9 protein-coding genes are annotated in these 18,519 nt (G+C 48.3%); all 9 read left to right on the top strand.

Annotated elements, in window-relative coordinates; all coding sequences use genetic code 11:
* The coding region (locus KDK16_RS00785) for a hypothetical protein (RefSeq protein ID WP_257274257.1) at nucleotides 1–1,087 on the top strand (1,087 nt) is incomplete at its 5' end.
* 126 nt (nucleotides 1,088–1,213) lie between these two features.
* Entirely contained in the window at nucleotides 1,214–3,151 is a 1,938-nt protein-coding gene (locus tag KDK16_RS00780) for a hypothetical protein (RefSeq protein WP_257274256.1), read from the top strand.
* 410 nt (nucleotides 3,152–3,561) lie between these two features.
* Nucleotides 3,562–5,463 (top strand): hypothetical protein, encoded by a 1,902-nt coding sequence (locus KDK16_RS00775; RefSeq protein WP_257274255.1) that lies wholly within the window; start codon nucleotides 3,562–3,564, stop codon nucleotides 5,461–5,463.
* Nucleotides 5,464–5,529: 66 nt separating this feature from the next.
* Nucleotides 5,530–7,074, top strand: a complete 1,545-nt coding sequence (locus tag KDK16_RS00770; protein WP_257253555.1) for a hypothetical protein — start codon at nucleotides 5,530–5,532, stop codon at nucleotides 7,072–7,074.
* 339 nt (nucleotides 7,075–7,413) lie between these two features.
* A complete protein-coding gene (locus tag KDK16_RS00765) occupies nucleotides 7,414–9,645 on the top strand; it encodes a hypothetical protein (protein WP_257253556.1) in 2,232 nt (743 codons plus the stop codon).
* A gap of 131 nt (nucleotides 9,646–9,776) precedes the next feature.
* Complete coding sequence (locus KDK16_RS00760; RefSeq protein ID WP_257274254.1) at nucleotides 9,777–12,044, top strand: hypothetical protein; 2,268 nt, start codon at nucleotides 9,777–9,779, stop codon at nucleotides 12,042–12,044.
* 159 nt (nucleotides 12,045–12,203) lie between these two features.
* The gene (locus KDK16_RS00755) at nucleotides 12,204–14,126 is read left to right on the top strand and encodes a hypothetical protein (RefSeq protein WP_257274253.1); all 1,923 of its coding nucleotides are present in this window, start codon (nucleotides 12,204–12,206) and stop codon (nucleotides 14,124–14,126) included.
* A 203-nt stretch (nucleotides 14,127–14,329) separates the two neighbouring features.
* Nucleotides 14,330–16,072: a hypothetical protein gene (locus KDK16_RS00750; protein WP_257274252.1), complete on the top strand. Its 1,743-nt coding sequence runs from the start codon at nucleotides 14,330–14,332 to the stop codon at nucleotides 16,070–16,072.
* Nucleotides 16,073–16,306: 234 nt separating this feature from the next.
* Nucleotides 16,307–18,424: a hypothetical protein gene (locus KDK16_RS00745; protein ID WP_257274251.1), complete on the top strand. Its 2,118-nt coding sequence runs from the start codon at nucleotides 16,307–16,309 to the stop codon at nucleotides 18,422–18,424.
* Nucleotides 18,425–18,519 lie beyond the last annotated feature (95 nt).

Below are 18,519 nucleotides of genomic sequence, written 5' to 3'. Positions count from 1 at the left end.
ACAAAGCTGTGACGTGACCGTGGTCGGGGAGGATGGCCAGCGGCAACCATGCAGAAAAGTCTGCAGAAATGCTCGGGCCCTATCGGTTCACAAAAGCTCATACCACACCGGGCAAAAAACCTGTGGTTTGACTGTGGTCAGGGAGGATGGTCAGCTACAGCCGTGCGGGATGGTCTTGAAGAATGCTCGATTCCTGGCGGAGCACAAAAGAAAAGTCCACAGCGGGCAAAAAAACTGCGACTTGACCGTGTTCACAAAGGATGGTCAGCAGCGATCATGCGGGAGGATCTGCAAGAATAGTTATGACCTGTTATCTCACAAAAAAAGAGAGCACACTGGACAACAAACCTGTCAGATAACAGTCGTCGGGAAAGATGGTCAGCAACGGCCATGCGGAAAAGTTTCCGGGAATGCTTTAGCCCTGTCGGTTCACAAAAGTTCATACCATACCGGGCAAAAAACCTGCCATGTAACCATGACCGGAGAGGATGGGAAGCAGCGACCGTGCGGGACGGTATACAAGAATGCCCGATTCCTGGCGGATCACAAACGAAAAGCCCATAGCGGGCAACAAACCTGCAATGTGACCGTGGTCACAGAGGATGGTCAACGGCGACCATGCGGGATAATCTGCAAGAGTACCCAAGCCCTGTCGGGTCACAAAAGCAGAGACCACACTGGGCAACAAGCCTGTGACGTAACCGTCGTAGGGGAGGATGGTCAGCCGCGGCCATGCGGGATCTTATGCAAAAATGTTACCACTCTGTCATCTCACAAAAGCGGACAACACAGCGGGCAAAAAACCTGTGACGCAACCGTGATTGGGGAAGATGGCCAGCCGCAGCCATGCGGGAAGATTTGCACAAATGCTCAAGCTTTGTCGAATCACAAAAGAAGCAACCACAGCAAACAACAGACCTGTAGCCGTACCCTGGTTGGGGATGATGGGCTGCAGCGGTCATGTGGGAAGATCTTCAAGAATACTAAAGCCCTGTCGGCTCACAAAAGATGTCATCGAAAACGCAAGCCTGTTGATGTGAACCAGAATAATGACCGCAGTCCTAAAAAAGGTAAATCAAATAATTAACACCCGACTTTTCATGACGTTTTGCCCCGTAGCAACCTTTGGCTTTTTAAGAAGGTCTTTGTCAGGAAAACAGACTGATTATCCTGATCTATCCTTCCTGTCTACCCAACAGAATGCAAGGATAGAATGTTTAGGCACTCACTCTTTACGGCACTGCTGCTGATATTGTTGTTAATACTGTTGCTGTCATTGTTGTTGTCTGTCGTTTGTCAGGCCGAACCCTGGACAGAACATTTTATTGTCGAGATTGAACAGAAGGCAGCTTTTCCAAACCAGAGCTTTTCTATAAAACGGGCCCGGCATACTTTAACGGGCAACCCGTCAGACATTGCAGATCCAAACAACTATGCAGGAATAGATTCGACGCCTGATGATCAATCAGGTTATGGGGTAAAAAAGAACCTTATTGTGTCGATTTCGTGGCAATGGCTTTATGCCACACATCTTCTGATGGGTTACGAACTGATCCTGACTAACAAAGACGCCCCTCTGAGCGCCAAACCTTATTCATGGCTAATTGCTGAAGTGCTTGTCTCTGTCGGCTGGCTTTTAAAAAGCTATTATAAAAATCTACTGTCGTTTAGTTCGTTCGGCCGACAAGAGGCAACATCCATGCTGACACGGAGGGATAATCCTTTTACCTACATCAATATGGTGCTTGGCTCTGGACATAACCAACAATCACAATCGCTATCAGAATCATTCGGCAAGCGAGTCTCAGGGGCAAAACCCCAACTTACAGGCACTTTCATCAGCCCTATGCACTCTGACTCAGCCGATGGTAACAGGAGCCCTCAACAACCTCAGCATACTTTGGATTTAAATTGTTTTATTTCTCCCTGTCGTGGCGTTTGTTGTTTCCGATCACCAATCGTTGACAGAGAGCTCGCTGAATGGCCGCTAAATTCCGAAGAAAGTTCGACAGACAACCCCACACGCTCAATAAGTGCAGAGGCAGTCTATACAACTGAACCACCCGGCCCCCACAATTATGCTGTGACAATGCACAGAAATTTGCCAATCACCTCTGATGACTGGATTATAATCCACGGGTTGCTCAATCTACATAAACAGCGTCTTCCAGAAGAAACAGAAACTTCCTTTTCACATACCCATTTCACACCCTCAATGGGGACTTCACCTCTCGTCTGCCTCGCTTCCAGAAGGGGTACCCTTTGCCAAAAAGTCCTGTCGAATCTCAATAGAGGAGGCCACACCGGGGAACAAACCTGTGACGAGAAAGTGGTCGGGGAGGATGGCCAAAAGCAGTCATGTAGCAGGGTCTGCAAGAATGTTAATGCTCTGTTGTATCACAAAAGAAAAGAGCACACCGGGCCACAAACCTGCGACCTGACATTGGTCACAAAGGATGGTCAGCAGCTACCATGCGAGAAGGTTTACAAAAGTGTTCGAGCTTTGGAGGATCACAAAAGAAGAGACCACGCCACCGGGCAAAAAACCTGCAACGTCGCAGTGTTCACAGAGAATGGCCAGTTGCGGTCATGCGGGCAGGTCTGCAGGAGTACTAAAGCCCTGTCTGATCACAGAAACAGAACTCACAGTGGGCAACAAACCTGTGACGTGACCGTGGTCACAGAGGACCACCAGCAGCGACCATGCGGCACGGTCTGCAAGAATACTAAAGCTCTGTGGTCTCACAAAAGCAGAGAACACTCCGGGCAAAAAAACTGTGACATAACCTTGGTCGGGGAGGATGGCCGGACGCAACCATGCGGGACGGTCTGCAAAAGTGCTCACGCCCTGAGGATTCACAAAAATAAAGTCCACGGTCAACAACAGACCTGTAACGCAACCATCATCGGGGCGGATGGCCAACCGCGGCCATGCGGTCAGGTCTGCAACAGCATTCCAAACCTGTCGGTCCACAAAAGCAGATACCACAGCGGACAAAAAATCTGTGACGTAACCGTGGTCGGGGAGGATGGTCTGCAGCGGCCTTGCGGGAAAGTCTGCAACAATGCTCAAGTCCTATACAATCACAAGAGATATCATCAAAAACGCAAGCCTGTTGATGTGGTTCAGGACGATGACTCCGGCCTTTGATCTGATCCCCACTCTTTCACGAGCAGAATATAACGTTCACATGCTGGTTTACTTTGAGCAACATGAAAAGATGGAGTCGGCCATTATCCGCGAAAAACAGCTGGAGAAATGAAGCGTTTACGCCTGGAGTCGATTTCGATACCGCGCCCCATAGTTCGGGCAATACGGGACAGGTTGACTGAATCCATCTGGAAGAGGCCAAAAATGACCAGCGCAACAAGGCCAATACGCTATGGATGCCAGCCAAGAGGTTTTAAGATGCTTTGCCAGTGATTGGGTGATTCCCTGGCTAGTTCGACAGGCAATCCTGCATAACCAATGAGCATGGAAGCATAGGGACTTATGCTTCGGGCTGTCTTTTATCTGCTTGACCTATCATTCCTCTGGATAAACAAGAATGTAAGAATAAAATGATTAAAAAACCACTCTCTTTTGCGCTGCTTTTACTGATATTTTTGTTTTCTGTCATCTGTCAGGCCGAACCGTCGACAGAACGTTTTATTGTCGAGCTTAAACAGAGTGCACTGTTTCCAAACGAGAGCATTTCCATAAAGTATGACCAGCATACACTCCCCAACAACCCGCCAGATATTGCTGATACAGAAGGCTGTGCAAGACAGGATTCGCCGTCTGATGACCAACCAGTTTACGGGTTAAAAACGACCATAATTGAATCGATTTCGTGTCAGTGGCTTTACGACACTTACCTGCTGGTGGGTTACGAACTGATCCTGACCTCCAAAGATAGTCCACTCATTTCCACCCCTTATTCATTGCAACATTCGAAAGCCGTTGTTACAGTCGGTTGGCTTTTAAAAAGCTTTTGGAACCCTGATTCAACGCCGTTCAAACCGATCGAACAAAAAGAGGTGCATCAGGTTAACCCGTTTGCCATCAACGCTATGAAGCCTGGCTCGGGTAATAACCAGCAGTCACACCAGCCATCAGAATCAACCAGCCAACAAGCCCCTGAAGCCACCCATCAACCTAAAGGTTATTTTACTAACCTCCTGTATTCTGACTATGCCGGAGGTAACGAAGGCCCTCCTCAACTTCTACATACTTTGAGTGAAAATTGTTTCGTCTTTCCCTGTCATGGCGTTTGTAGTTTCCGACCATCATCAGATAACAGGGGAGTCACAGACTGGACGGTGAATTCCCGGGAAAGTTCGACAGCTAACCCTTCACACTCAATGAATGCAGAAGCAGCCTGTGCAACTGCCCCTGCCGGGACAAACAATGATGAAGTACCAATGCAACGGAATTTACCTGTCAGCCCTAACGACTCAGTTATAATCACTGCTTTACTCAGTCTCAGTAGTCACAGTCTTCCCGAAAAGAGCGAGATTTCCTTTACACCTAATCATTTCACTCCTCCATTGGAGACTTCATCTTTGGGTTGTCTCCCCTCCAAAGGGGGTAACCAGCGCCAACAGACCCTGTCGAAGCACAAAAGAAGAGACCACTTCAGCCAAAGAACCTGTGACGTGACCGTGATCGGTAAGGGTGGTCAGCAGCAAACATGCGGAAAAGTCTTCAAGAGTACTAAATCCCTGTCGGATCACAAAAGAGGCACTCACAGCGGACAACAATCCTGTGCCGTGACAGTGGTCGGGAAGGATGGCAAGCCACGGCCATGCGGGGTAGTCTGCAAGAATGCAGGAACCCTTTCGGCACACAAAACCGGATACCACACAGGGCAAAAAAACTGTGACGTAATGGTCAGCAGGGAAGGTGAACAACCGCGGCCGTGCGGGATATTATTTGAGAATGCCAGAGCCCTGTCAGATCACAAAAGAAGAGCGCATACCGTGCAGAAAGCCTGTGATTTAAAAGTGGTCGGGGAGGATGGCGAGCCGCAGCCATGCGGGATGCTCTGCAAGAATGCCGGAGCCCTGTCGGCTCACAAAAGCAAGATCCACAGCAAACCACAAACTTGCGACAAAACAGTGACCGGGGAGGACGGTCAGCCGCGGCCATGTGGGATAGTCTGCAAGAATGCCGGAGTCCTGTCGTCTCACAAAAGCGGATATCATAGGGGGCAAAAAACCTGTAACGCACCGGTGATCGGGGAAGATGGCCAGCCGCGGTCATGCGGGTTGGTGTTTGAGAATGCTGATGCCATTACGAAGCACAAAAGAAAAGCACACAGCGGTCAATGTACCTGTGATTTTCCAGTGATCGAAAAAGATGGTCGGCAGCGGCGATGTGGAAAAGTCTGCTGGAATGCTCATGACCTGACGCAACATAAAAGGATACATCGAAAACGCAAGCATGTTGATATAAACCAGAGCGGTAACCTCGATCCTTGATCTGACACTCGCCTTATCATGAGTTGATCTATTCTTCCTCTCTATAAATTAGAATGCAGGGATAGAATGATTAAACACTCATCCATTGCAGCTCTGATGTTGCTGATATCGATATTGTCTGTCGCCTTTCAGGCCGAAGCGTTAACAGAGCGTTTTATTGTCGAGATTCAAAAGAATGAATTGTTTCCAAAACAGAGCTTTTCTATAAAGCCTGGCTTGCGAATATTGTCGGCCCCGCCAGGCATAGCTAACCCAAACGGATGCACTGATTCAGATTCACCGCCTTATGACAAACGACACCAAGTTAACAGTTACGGGATAAAAACACGCCTTATTGAATCGATTTCATGGCAGCTACTTTACGCCTCTCACCTGCTGGTGGGTTACAAACTGACCCTGAACACCAATGTTAAGCCACTAAAATCCAACCTTTATTCATGGCTACCTTTAGCAGCAGCTATCACTGTCCTTTGGCTTTTTAAAAACTCTCATAACCTCGATTTACCGTTGTTTAACCCAACCGAGCAAAAAGAGATAACTTCTATGCTGGGAGAGGGGTTTGCCATCACTATGGTGGCTGGCTCTGAACATAACCAACAATCACACCAGCCACCAGAATCACCCGGCCAGCAGGCTCCCGAAGTCACCCACGCACCCAGAGGTTATTTTACTAACCTCCTGTATTCTGTTTATGGCGGCGGTGACGGAGAACCTCATTCACTTCTGCATACTTTGGGTTTCAATTGTTTCATCTTTCCCTGTTTTGGCGTTTGTAGTTTCCGACCAGCATCGGATAGCAGGGGAGCCTCAAAAGGGACGATGATTTCCGTGGCAAGTCCAACAGCTAACCCTACACATTCAATGAGTGCAGAAGCAGCCGGTACAACTCACCCCGCCGGGTCACTCAATGAGTGTGTCACAGAGCATCGAAAATTGACTGTCTCCGCTAATGACTCGATTATCGTCCACGGTTTACTCAGCCTGAGTCATCATAACCTTCCAGAAGAAAACGGGACTTCCTCTTCGCACAGCCATTCCAAACGCCCAATAGAGACTTCAGCTTCAGGTTGTCTTCCTTCCGGAGGGGCTATCCATTGCCAACAAGCCCTGTCAAATTACAAAAGAGGAGACCGCGACAGTCAACGAACCTGTGTCGAGACAATGGCCGGGAAGGATGGCCAGGAACGGCAATGCGGGAAGGTCTATAAGAATACCAGGGCCCTTGCTAATCATAAGAGAACCTACCACACTGGGCAAAAAACCTGTGACTTAACAGTGGTTGGGAAGGATGGCCAGCCACGACCATGCAGGAAGGTTTACAAGAACGCTGGAACTCTGTCATATCACAAAAAAAGAGACCACACCGGGCAACAAACTTGTGACGTAACATTAGTTCGAGAGGATGATAGCCAGCTCTGGCCATGCGGGAAGATCTGCAAGAACGCTCAAAGCCTGTCGTATCACAAAATAAGAGACCACACCGCGCAACAAACCTGCGAGATAACAGTAGTTGGAAAGGACGGCCAGCCAAGGCCATGCGGGAAGGTCTGCAAGAATGCTCACGCTCTGACGGATCACAGAAGAATACATCGAAAGCGCAAACCTTTTTAATGAAGAGCGGAACTAAGTCTCAATCCTCTCCTGGGGACATCTTCAGCTGTTTTTCGCGGACAATGGCCGACTCCATCGTTTTATTCTGCTCAAGGTAATCTTCAGCTTGTGTCAATAAGCTTGCAGTTATACCTGCTGGCGAGTACACACTCTCACTTTTATATCAAGATTCGTTACGAAATTGCCCCCTACAGAGGTCTCAACTCTTGAACTGAAAGTCACAAATTCATAGGTTTTACCCGATAAAACCTTTAGTTTTAACAGAAGTTCTCTTACAGAAAACACTGTTATTTTTTTTGCTCTATCCTTCCTTTCTATCGATCAGAATCCAGAGATAAAATGATTAAAAACTCACTATTTTTGGTGCCGCTATTGCTGATACTGTTGTCGACTGTCGTTTGTCAGGCCCAACCCTTGACGGAACGAGATATTGTCGCACTTATACAGTATGTGAATTTTTCAAACCAGAGCTTTTCTATAAAGTCTGGAATGCATACTTTTCCAGGAACCTGGCAAGACATTGCCGACACAAACAGCTATGCAGAACTTGATTCTACGGTTGATGACAAACGACACAGTTTTAACATTTACGGGTTAAAGACGACCATTATTGAATCAAATTTTTGGCGATCGCTCTACGCCAATCATCTGTTGATAGATTACGAACTATTTCTGACCAGTAAAGGACCCCCTCTATGTACCAAGCCTTCTTCATGGCTACCTGTAGAAGTGCTTGTCTCTGTCGGTTGGCTGTTAAAAAGTTATTGGCACCTAAACTCACCGTCGTTTAACACGATTGACCAAAAAGAGGCAACTTCTACTGAGAGACAGGGGGATAATCAGTTTACCACCATGGCTATGACGCATGGCTCTGGAGATGACCAACTACCATACCTGTCATCAAAATCATCAGAGCAGCAAGTCAAGAGAACTACCTCCCAACCCACAAACTGCTTCACCAACCTCATGTATTTTGGCTATGGCGACGGTAGCAGAGACCCTTATCAACCTCTGCATACACTGGGTTTAAATTGTTTCATTTTTCCCTGTTTTGGCGTTTGTTGTTTCCGACCATCACCGGATATCAGGGGCGCCGCAGAATGGACGATGAATTCATTAGAAAATTCAGCAGGCAACCCTACACTCTCAATGAGTGCAGAAGCAGCCTGTGCAACTGTCTCTGCCGGGTCATTCAATGATGATCTGATAATGCACGAAAATTTGACTCTCAACGCTGATGACTCCATTGTAACCAACGAGTTACTCAGTCTGATTAATCATGATCTCCCAGAAGAAAATGGGACTTCACCTCCGGTCTGTTTTACTTCCGGAGGGATCACCCATTACCAACAAGGCCTGTCGAATCACAAGAGAAAAAACAACACCGAACTACGAAACTGTGTCGTAAACGTGGTCGGGAAGGATCGCCTGACGCGGCCATGTGGGAAGGTCTTCAAGAATGCCAAATCTCTGTCATCTCACAAAAGCAAATACCACTCCGGGCAAGAAACCTGCAACGTTATAATGGTCGGTAGGGATGGTCGGCAGTGGTCGTGCGGGACGGTCTGCAAGAGTCTTCGATCTCTGTCAACTCATAAAAGAAGAATCCACTGCGGGCAACAAACCTGTGATGTAACAGTGGTTGGAGAGGACGGTTTGCACCAGCCATGCGGGACGGTGTGCAAGAATCCTAATGCCCTGTCGGAGCACAAAAGCAGAAAACACAGCGGACAAAAAAAATGTAGTGTGACCGTCGCCGGAGAGGATGGCCAGTTGCGGGAATGCGGGAAGGTCTGCAAAGATGCTGAAGCCCTGACAAATCACAAGACAAGAAACCACACCGCACAACGAATCTGTTTGGAAACAGTGGTCGGGGAGGATGGCCAGCTGCGGACATGCGGAAAAGTCTCCAAAAATGCCAGGAACCAGGCGTATCACAAAAGAAGAGAGCACAGTGGGCGACAAATCTGTGACGCAACAGTGGTCGGGGAGAATGGCCTGCCGCGGCCATGCGGGAAAGTCTGCAAGAATGCTGGAAACCTTTCAGTACACAAACGTGGATACCACACAGGGCAAAAAACCTGTGACGTGACGGTGAGTGGGAAAGATGGCCAGCCTCAGCCATGTAAGTTGGTTTGTGAGAATTCAAAAGCCCTGGCTGATCATAGAAGAAGAACCCATACCGGGAAAAAAACCTGTGACGTTACAGTGGTTGGGGAGGATGGTCAGCTGCGACCATGCGGGAAGGTTTTCAAGAACACTGGAACATTGTCTTATCACAAAAGAAGAGAACACACCGGGCAACAAATCTGCTGCATGACATTAGTTGGAGAAGATGGCCGGCCCCGGCCCTGCGGGAAGATCTGCAAGAACGCTCAAACTCTGTACTATCACAAAATAAAAGACCACACCACGCAACAAACCTGTGACCTGACAGTGGTTGGAAAGGATGGCCAGCCTCGGCCATGCGGGAAGATCTGCAAGAATGCACCCGCTATGACGTATCACAGAATAATGCATCGAAAGCGCAAACCTGTTAACAAGGACCGGAACTCAGACCTCAACCCTTGAGCTGACAACTACACGTTCATAAGGTTTTGCCCGATATAATCTTGAGTTTTTTAACAGAAAATTCTCAACTGAAAAAACAGTTATTTTTTTGCTCTATCCTTCCTCCCTATCGCTCAGAACCCAAGGATAGAATGATTAAACACTTACTCGTTATGGCACTGCCATTACAATTATTGTTGCTGCCTGTCATCTCTCAGGCCAAAGCGTTGACAGAACGTTTTATTATCGAACTTCTACAAAATTCGTTTTTTCCAGAACAGGTTTTTTCTATAAAGCCTGGCCTGCCTGCATTACCGATCAGCCCACCAGACATTGCCGACACAAATAGCTATGCAGGACCAAATTCGCCGCCTGATGAAAAAACACACAGACCTGGCCTTTACGGGATAAAAACGCCCCTTATTGAATCGATTTCGTGGCAATTACTTTATGCCACTCACCGGCTGGTTGGCTACGAATTGATCCTGAACACCAAAGATGCCTCTCTACTCTCCAACCCTTATTCATGGCTGCCAGCAGAAGTGGGTTTCGCAGTCGGCTGGCTTTTAAAAAGCTACTGGAACTGCTATTCACCGTCGTTTAACCCCATCGCACAACAAGAAGCAACATCTATGCTGACAGAGGGGTTTGCCACCATCACTATGTTGGCTGGCTCTGAACATAACCAACAACCACACTCTCTATCAGAATCATCCGGCGAGCAAGCTTCAGGAGGAACGACCCAAGTGACAGGTACTTTCACCAGCCCCCTGTATTTTAACTCTGCCGACGGTAACCGAGACCCTCAACAACTTCCGCATACTTTGGATTTAAACTGTTTCGTCCATCCCTGTCGTGGCGTTTGTAAATTTCGATCATCATCCGGTAGCGTAGAGCCCGCTGAATGGCCACTGAATTCCTCAGAATATTTGACAGGTCACACAGGGGCAGCGCCCGGACAAAGCTCATACTCCCACAGGGCTGATGAACACTGCTTTCGTTTCATTGGTCATCTTGATGCTAAAAATGCCAGACTTTCAATATGTCCAGGGGCATTCTATTCAGCTGATTCAGTCGGCCCCGCCAATGATGATCTGACAATGCACGGGAAGTTGCCTACTACCTCTGAAGACTCGATTATAATCGATGGGTTGCTCAAACTACGCGCTCATAATTACCCTGAAGAAACCGGGATTTCCTGTACACCTGAACATTGCCAACAAGTCCTGTCGACTCACTGGGGCAGGGAGCACATCGGGCAACCGGCCTGTGACGCAAGCGTGGTCGGCAGGGACAACCAGCTGCGGTCATCCGGCATGGTCTGCAAGAATGCTCAAGCACTGGCGGATCAAGAAGGAATACACCACACCGAGCAACAAACCTGTGACGTCACAGTGGTCGGGAACGATGGTCAGCAGCGGTCATGCGGAAAGATCTGCAAGAATGCGCAGTCTCTGTCGTCTCACAAAAGCCAATATCACAGCGGACACAGAACCTGTGAAGTGTTGGTAGTCGGGAAGGATGGTCAACAACGACCATGCTGGAGGGCCTGCGAGAATGCTCGCTCCCTATCGGTTCACAAAAGAAGAGAGCACAGTGGACAACAAGTCTGTGACGTGAAAGTGATCGGACAGGATGGCCAGAAGCGTCCATGCGGTACTGTCTGCAAGAATGCTCTGAACCTGTCGTATCACAAAAGCAAATATCACGGCGGACAACATATTTGTAATTTGCCATTGGTCGGGGAGGATGGCCAGCCTCGACCATGCGGAAAGGTCTTCAGGAATGCCAGAGCCCGGTTTGATCACAAGAAAAGGGACCACAGCGGGCAACAAACCTGCGTCGAGGCATTGCTCGGAGAAGATGGTCAGCTTCGGCCATGCGGGAAAGTCTTCAGAAATGATCGAGCCCTGCTTGATCACAAAAGAAAAATCCACAGCGGGCAACGGACCTGTCACATAACCGTAGTGGAGGATAACGAACTGCGGTTATGCAGGAAGGTCTGTAAGAATGCTCGATCCCTGGCGGATCACAAAAAAAGACACCACACCGAACAACAAATCTGTAATGTTATAGTGGTCGGAGAGGATGGTCAGCATCGGTCATGCGGAACGCTCTGCAAGAATGCTCAGTCTCTGTCGTCTCATAAAACCAGATACCACACCGTGCATAAAATCTGTGAAGTGATAGTAGTCGGGGAGGATGGCCAGCAGCGGCCATGCGGTGCTGTCTGCAAAAGTGTTCTGGCTCTGTCAGACCATAGAGGCAGATATCACAGCGAGCAACAAATCTGTAACCTGCCAATAGTCGGGGAAGATGGCCAGTCGCGACCATGCGGGACGGTCTGTAAGAGTCGCAAAGCCCTGTCGGATCACAAAACAAATCATCGAAAACGCAAACGTGCTGATGTGAATCAGTAACGATCTGACCGACGTCATGCTTTGCTCAGTGCCGCCTTTGGTTTTAACAGGAATGTCTTTGACAAAAAAGCTCGCTTATTTTCTTGATCTATCCTTCCTCTCTAACTTACAGAATGCCGGGATAGAATCATTAAAAACTTATTCTTTTGGGCACTGCTGTTGCTGATATTATTATCTGTCTCCAGTCAGGCCGAACCATTAAGAGAACGTTTTATCGTCGAGCTTCAACAAAATTCAGTTTTTCCCAACCAGAGCTTTTCTGTAAAGCGTGTCCTGACTGCCTTAGCGTGCAATCCGCCAGACATTGCCGGCAAAGGCGGCTATGCGGGATCATATTTGCTTCCTGATGAAAAACCACGCAGATCTGAAAATTACGGGGTAAAAACGCCCCTTATTGAATCGATTGTGTGGCAATTGTTTTACGCCACTCAAATGCTGGTTGGCGGCTACGAACTGATCCTGACCACCAAAGTGAGTTATCTGTTCTCCAAACCTTATTCATGGCTTCCTCCTCAAGTGGTTGTCGCTGTATGCTGGCTTGTGAAAAGCTATTGGAACCCTAGTTCACCGTCGTTTAACCCAATCGTACAACAAGAGGCAAACTCTACGCTTAAACAGGGTTTTATCACCATCGCTATGGTACCTGGCTCTGAACATAATCAACCACACCCGCTATCAGAATCATCCGATGGGCATACTTCAGGAGCAACGAACGAACTTACAGGGACTTTCACCAGCCCCCTGTATTCTACGTTTGGCGGCGGTAACCGAGGCCCTCAACAACTTCTGCATACTTTGGGTTTAAATTGCTTTGTCCATCCCTGTCGTGGCGTTTGTATATTTCGATCATCAACCTACAGCAGAGTACCCGCTGAATGGCCGTTGAATTCCGCAGAAAATTCGACAGTCCATACAGGGACAACACCCGGACAAAGCTCACACCCCCACATGGCTAATGGGCTCTGCGTTCGTTGCACCGGTCATTTTGATGCTGATAATGCCAGATTCTCGATAATTGCAGGGGCAGCCTATGCAACTGACCCAGCCGGGCCCGTCAATAATGATGTGACAATGCCCCAAAACTTGCTTGTCACCTCTGATGACTGGATTATAATCAATGGGTTGCTCAAACTACACGATCATACACATCCTGAAGAAACAGGGATTTTCTGTACGCCTTCCCATGACCAACAAGCTCTGTCGAATCACAAAAGAAGAGACCGCACCGGGCAACAGACCTGTGACGAGACAGTGGTTGGGAAGTATGGCCAACAGCGGCCATGCGGTACTGTCTGCAAGAATACTCAAACTCTGTCGTTTCACAAAATCAGAGAGCACTCCGGGCAAAAAACTTGTGATGAGACAGTAGTCGGTGCGGACAGTCAACTGCGGCCATGTGGGAAACTCTATAGGAATGCTAAAGCCCTGTCGGAACACAAAAGAAAGATCCACAGCGGGCAAAAAGTCTGTTACATAACAGTAATCGCGGAGGATGGTCAACCGCGACAATGCAGTGCAGTCTGCAAGAATGCTAAAGGCCTGACGGATCACAAAAGAAAAGTCCACAGCGGGCAACAAACCTGTAATGTAACCGTGATCGGAGAGGATGGTCAGCAGCGCCCGTGCGGCACGGTCTGCGAAAGTGCCTTGGACCTATCTGCTCATAAAAGCAGAGAGCACTCCGGACAACAAATCTGTTACATGACAGTGGTAGGGGAGGATAGTCAGCTGCGGCCATGCGGGACGGTCTGCAAAAATGCTCAAGTTCTGTCATCTCACAAAAGCAGAGAGCACTCCGGACAAAAAACCTGTGAAGTGACCGTGGTCCACGAGGATGGGCAGCTGCGGCCATGCGGGAAGGTCTTTAAAAATGCCAGAGCCCGGTCTGATCATAAAAGAACTGATCACACCGGGCAACAAATCTGCGACGTCGCCGTGGTTGGAGAAGGTGGTCGGCTGCGGCCATGCGGGAAGACCTACAAGAATGTCAAAACCCTGACGGATCACAAAAGAAACCATCGAAAGCGCAAGCATCTTGATGTGAACCAGGATGATGCCCCCTGTCTGAAAAAGGTTAACTGAATAAGTCCCTTCCTTTCATGAGGTTTTCACTGTACCGCCCTTGTTTTTTAACAAAAGGTCTTTGACAGAAAACAGACTTATTTTCTTGATCTATCCTTTCTCCTTACACACTAGAATGCAAGGATAGAATTATTAGACACTCACTCTTGTCAGTACTATTATCGCCGATATTTTTGTTTTCTGTCGTCTGTCAGGCAGTACCATTGACAGAACGCTTTATTGTCGAGCTTAAACAAAATTCGGTTTTTCCAAACCATAGCTTTTCTATAAAGCGACACCTGCCTGTATTTCCTGGACATCTACCGCGCATTACCGACACAAATATCTATGCAGAATCAGATTCGCCGCCATATAACAAACGACACAGGTTTGTCAGTTACAGAGTCAAAAGGAGCATTATAAAATCGATTTCGTGGCAGTTTCTTTACCTCTCTCATTTACTGGCTGGATACAAGCTGACCGTGATCACCAAAGAGCTGTCGCTATGCTCCACCCCTTATTCATGGCTACCTGTAGAAGTAATGTTTGGCTCTGGACATACCCAACAACCGAGTCGGCTATCAGAATCATCCGGCGAGCAAGCCTCAGGCGCAACGAACGAACATACAGGCATGTTCAGAAGCCCCCTGCATTCTGACTCAGGCGATGGTAACAGGGGCCCTCATCAACCTCAGCATACTTTAGATTTAAATTGTTTTATCTCTCCCTGCCTTGGCGTTTGTAGTCTTCGACCATCATCACGCAGCAGAGAGTCTGCTGAATGGCCGTTGAACTTCATTGAAAGTTCAAAAAACCCTTCACACTCAGTAAGTTCAGGGGCAGTCAATGCAACTGATCCAGACGGATCAACCAATTGTGATGAGACCATGCAAAGGAATTTGCCTACCCCTCCTGATGACTGGATTATAATCAATGGACTACTCAAGCTAGCTGGTCATAATCAAGCCAAAGAAACAGGGATTTCCTGTACACCTGCTCATTTGACCAACCCAGCGGGGACTTCATCTTCAGGCTGCCTTCCTTCCGGAGAGGCCACCCATCGCGAAAAAGCCCGGTCGAATCACATGAGAAGAGACCGCACCGGGCCAAAAATCTGCAGTCTGACATTAGTCGGGCAGAATGGTCAGCAACGACCGTGTGAGAAGGCTTGCAAAAATACACGAGCGCTGGCAGACCACAGAAGAATAACCCATAGCAGTGAACAAACCTGTTACACTACCGTGGCCCGAGAGGATAGACGGCAGCGGCAATGCAGGAAGGTCTTTAAGAATTCTAAATCCCTGTCTTCTCACAAAAGCAGAGAGCACTCCGGGCAACAAACCTGTGCTGTAACAGTGATTGGGGATGAAGGCCAGCCGCAACAATGCGGGACGGTCTGCAAGAATGCCAAGGGCCTGTCGTTTCACAAAAGAAGAGAACACTCGGTGCAAAAAACCTGTAGCGTGGCCGTGGTCGGGGAGGATGGTCAGCAGCGGCCATGTGGGAAGGTCTGTAAGAACCCACAATCTCTGTCTTCTCACAAAAGCAGAGAGCACTCCGGACCGCAAATCTGCAACATACCTATAGTTGGGGAGGATGACCAGCCTCTACCATGCAGGACAGTTTGCAAGAATGCCAGTATCCTGTCAGATCACAAAAGAAGAGAGCACAGTGGGCAACAAACCTGTGACCTGAACGTGATCGGGGAGGATGGTCAGCTGCGACCATGCGGGACGGTCCGCAAGAATATCAGATCCTTGGCAGATCACAAAAGAAGGGCCCACAGCGAACAACAAACCTGCGACTTGATCATAGACGGAGAGGATGGACAGCTGCTTCCATGCGGGAAGGTCTGCAAGAATCGCCTAGCCCTGGCGGATCACAAAAGAAGATATCGAAAACACAAGTCTTGTGATCTCACCCAGAGTGGTGACCCAAGCCCTAGAAAAGGTAAATTGAATGACTAAAGATCTGATACTCCTTTCGTGAGTTTTTTCCCGTTGCTACCTTAGGCTTTTATAAAAGGTCTTTGACAGAAAACAGACTCATTATCTTGATCTATCCTTGCTCTCTAGTCACCAGAATACAGGGATAGAATTATTAAATACCCAATCTTTGAGACAACACTGTTTTCGGCATCGCTCTTACTATTGCAGTTTTTTTCTGTCGTTTGTCAAGCCGAACTGTGGACAGAATATGTTATGGTCGAGCTTGAACAAAATGCAGTGTCGCCAGACCAGAGCTTTTCTGTAAAGCGATGTCTGCAAACATTGCCAGGCGACCCGTCAGACATTGCCGACACAAGAGATTATGAAGAACTTGAATCGCTGCCCGATAACAAACGACACATTTTTTACAGTTACGGGGTAAAAATGATCCTTATTGGATCTATTTCGTGGCAGTGGCTTTACACCACTCATATGCAATTGAGTTACGAACTGATCCCGGACACCAAAGACGCTTCTCCCGGCCCTAACTCTTATTCATGGATACCCGTAGAAGTGGTTGTTACCTTCGGCTGGCTTTTAAAAAACTATTGGAATATATATTTTCTGTTGTTTAAACCGATCGAACAACAAAAAGCAACAACTATGCTGACACAGGGAGGGCATCCAGTTGCCTCCTTCACTGTAGTGCCTGGCTCTGGACATAACCAACAACGACACCATCCATCAGAATCATCAAGCCAGCATGCCTCTCAAGCGGGCACCCAGCCTACAGACTCTTTCACCACTATCCCGGATTCTGACTCTGCCGACGGTGACGGAGATCCTCAACAATACCTTCATACTTTGGGTCTAAACTGCTTTGTTCGTCCCTGTCATGGCATTTGCCAATTCCGGCCATCATCTGCCAGCAGAGAGCCAGTTGAATGGCCACCCAGTGATGATGCGCCAATGCATGGGAATGCGCCTTCCACCATTAATGATATTACGGTCATTCATGGGTCACTCGATCCATATACTCTTCAACTCGTTACCAATAACCTTGAGGAAAAAACCGTAATTTCTTTTACGCTTACCCAGACAGGCACAGTACAACCTCCGGTAACACCTAAGAAGGTTGCATTCGGAGCAGCACATGATCAAAAAGCCCTATCAGATCGCAAAGGCAACACCCGACAACAAACTTGTGATACAACACTGATTGGGAGCCAACAGCGACTACTCAGTGAGGTCTTCAAGAATACTAAAGCCCTGCCTGATCAAAGAAGAACAAAGCACACCGGGCCACATGCCTGCAACTCAACAGTGATCGGTGAGGACGGTCAGCCGCGAACATGCGGGAAGATTTACAAGAATGCTCATACCCTGACGTCTCACAAAAGTGGATACCACACAGGACAAAAAACCTGTGTCGAGACAGTGATCGACCCGGATGGTCAGATGCGGCCATGTGGGAGCGCCTTCAAGAATGCCCGAGCCCTGTCGCATCATAAAAGTAAATTCCACAGAGTAACACTAGCCCGTGATGCAACCGTGGTCGGGGAGGATGGCCAGCAGCAACCATTTGGAAGGGTCTGCAAGAATGCTCAAGCACAGCAGCATCAGACAAGAAAAGGCCAAACCGCACAACACACTGGTGACGTGACTGTGGCCACAGAGTGTGGCCAACCGCGAGCACGCGGGACAGTCTACAAGAATACTAAAGCCCTGAGGGTTCATAGAAGAAAAAAGCAAACCGGGCCACAAACCTGCAACGCAACAGTGGTCGGTAAGGACGGTCAGCCTCGAACATGCGGAAAGATTTACATGCATGCTCATGCCCTGTCGTCTCACAAAAGTGGATACCACACGGGACCAAAAACCTGTGTCGAGATATTGACCGGCCCGGATGGCCAGCCGCGGCCATGCGGGATCACCTTCAAGAATGCTCGAGCCCTGAATGCTCATAAAAGTAAATTCCACATAGGATCACGAACCCGTGACGCAATCGTGGTCGTAAAGGATGGCCAGCAGCAACCATGCGGAAGCATCTGCAAGGATGCTCAAGCACAACAGAGTCAGATAAGAAGAGACCACACTGCACCACAAATCTGTGACGTGATCATGACTACAGAGCATGGCCAGCAGCGAACATGCGAGACGGTCTGCATGAACTCTCGATCTCTGTCGTCTCATATAAGTAGATACCACACCGAGAATAAAAAATGTGACCTTATGGTAGTCGGGGAGGACGGTCAGCATCAGGCATGCAGTACGCTCTGCGAGAACGCTGAAGCTCTAACAAATCACAAAAGAAACCATCCAAAACGAAAGCCTGTTGATGTGAACCAGAATGATGACCCCGGCTCTAAAAAACTCAAACTAAATAACTGACACTAGCAGCCTGTCGGACTTAAGCGTCCGTAGCGAGGATTGCAAGAAATTGAGGATAAAAATTTCTGCTTCTGAGGAGAATAGCGAGCTATTTG

It is taken from the genome of Endozoicomonas sp. SESOKO4 (assembly GCF_024606275.1).
This window is presented reverse-complemented; position numbering and strand designations above follow the sequence as displayed.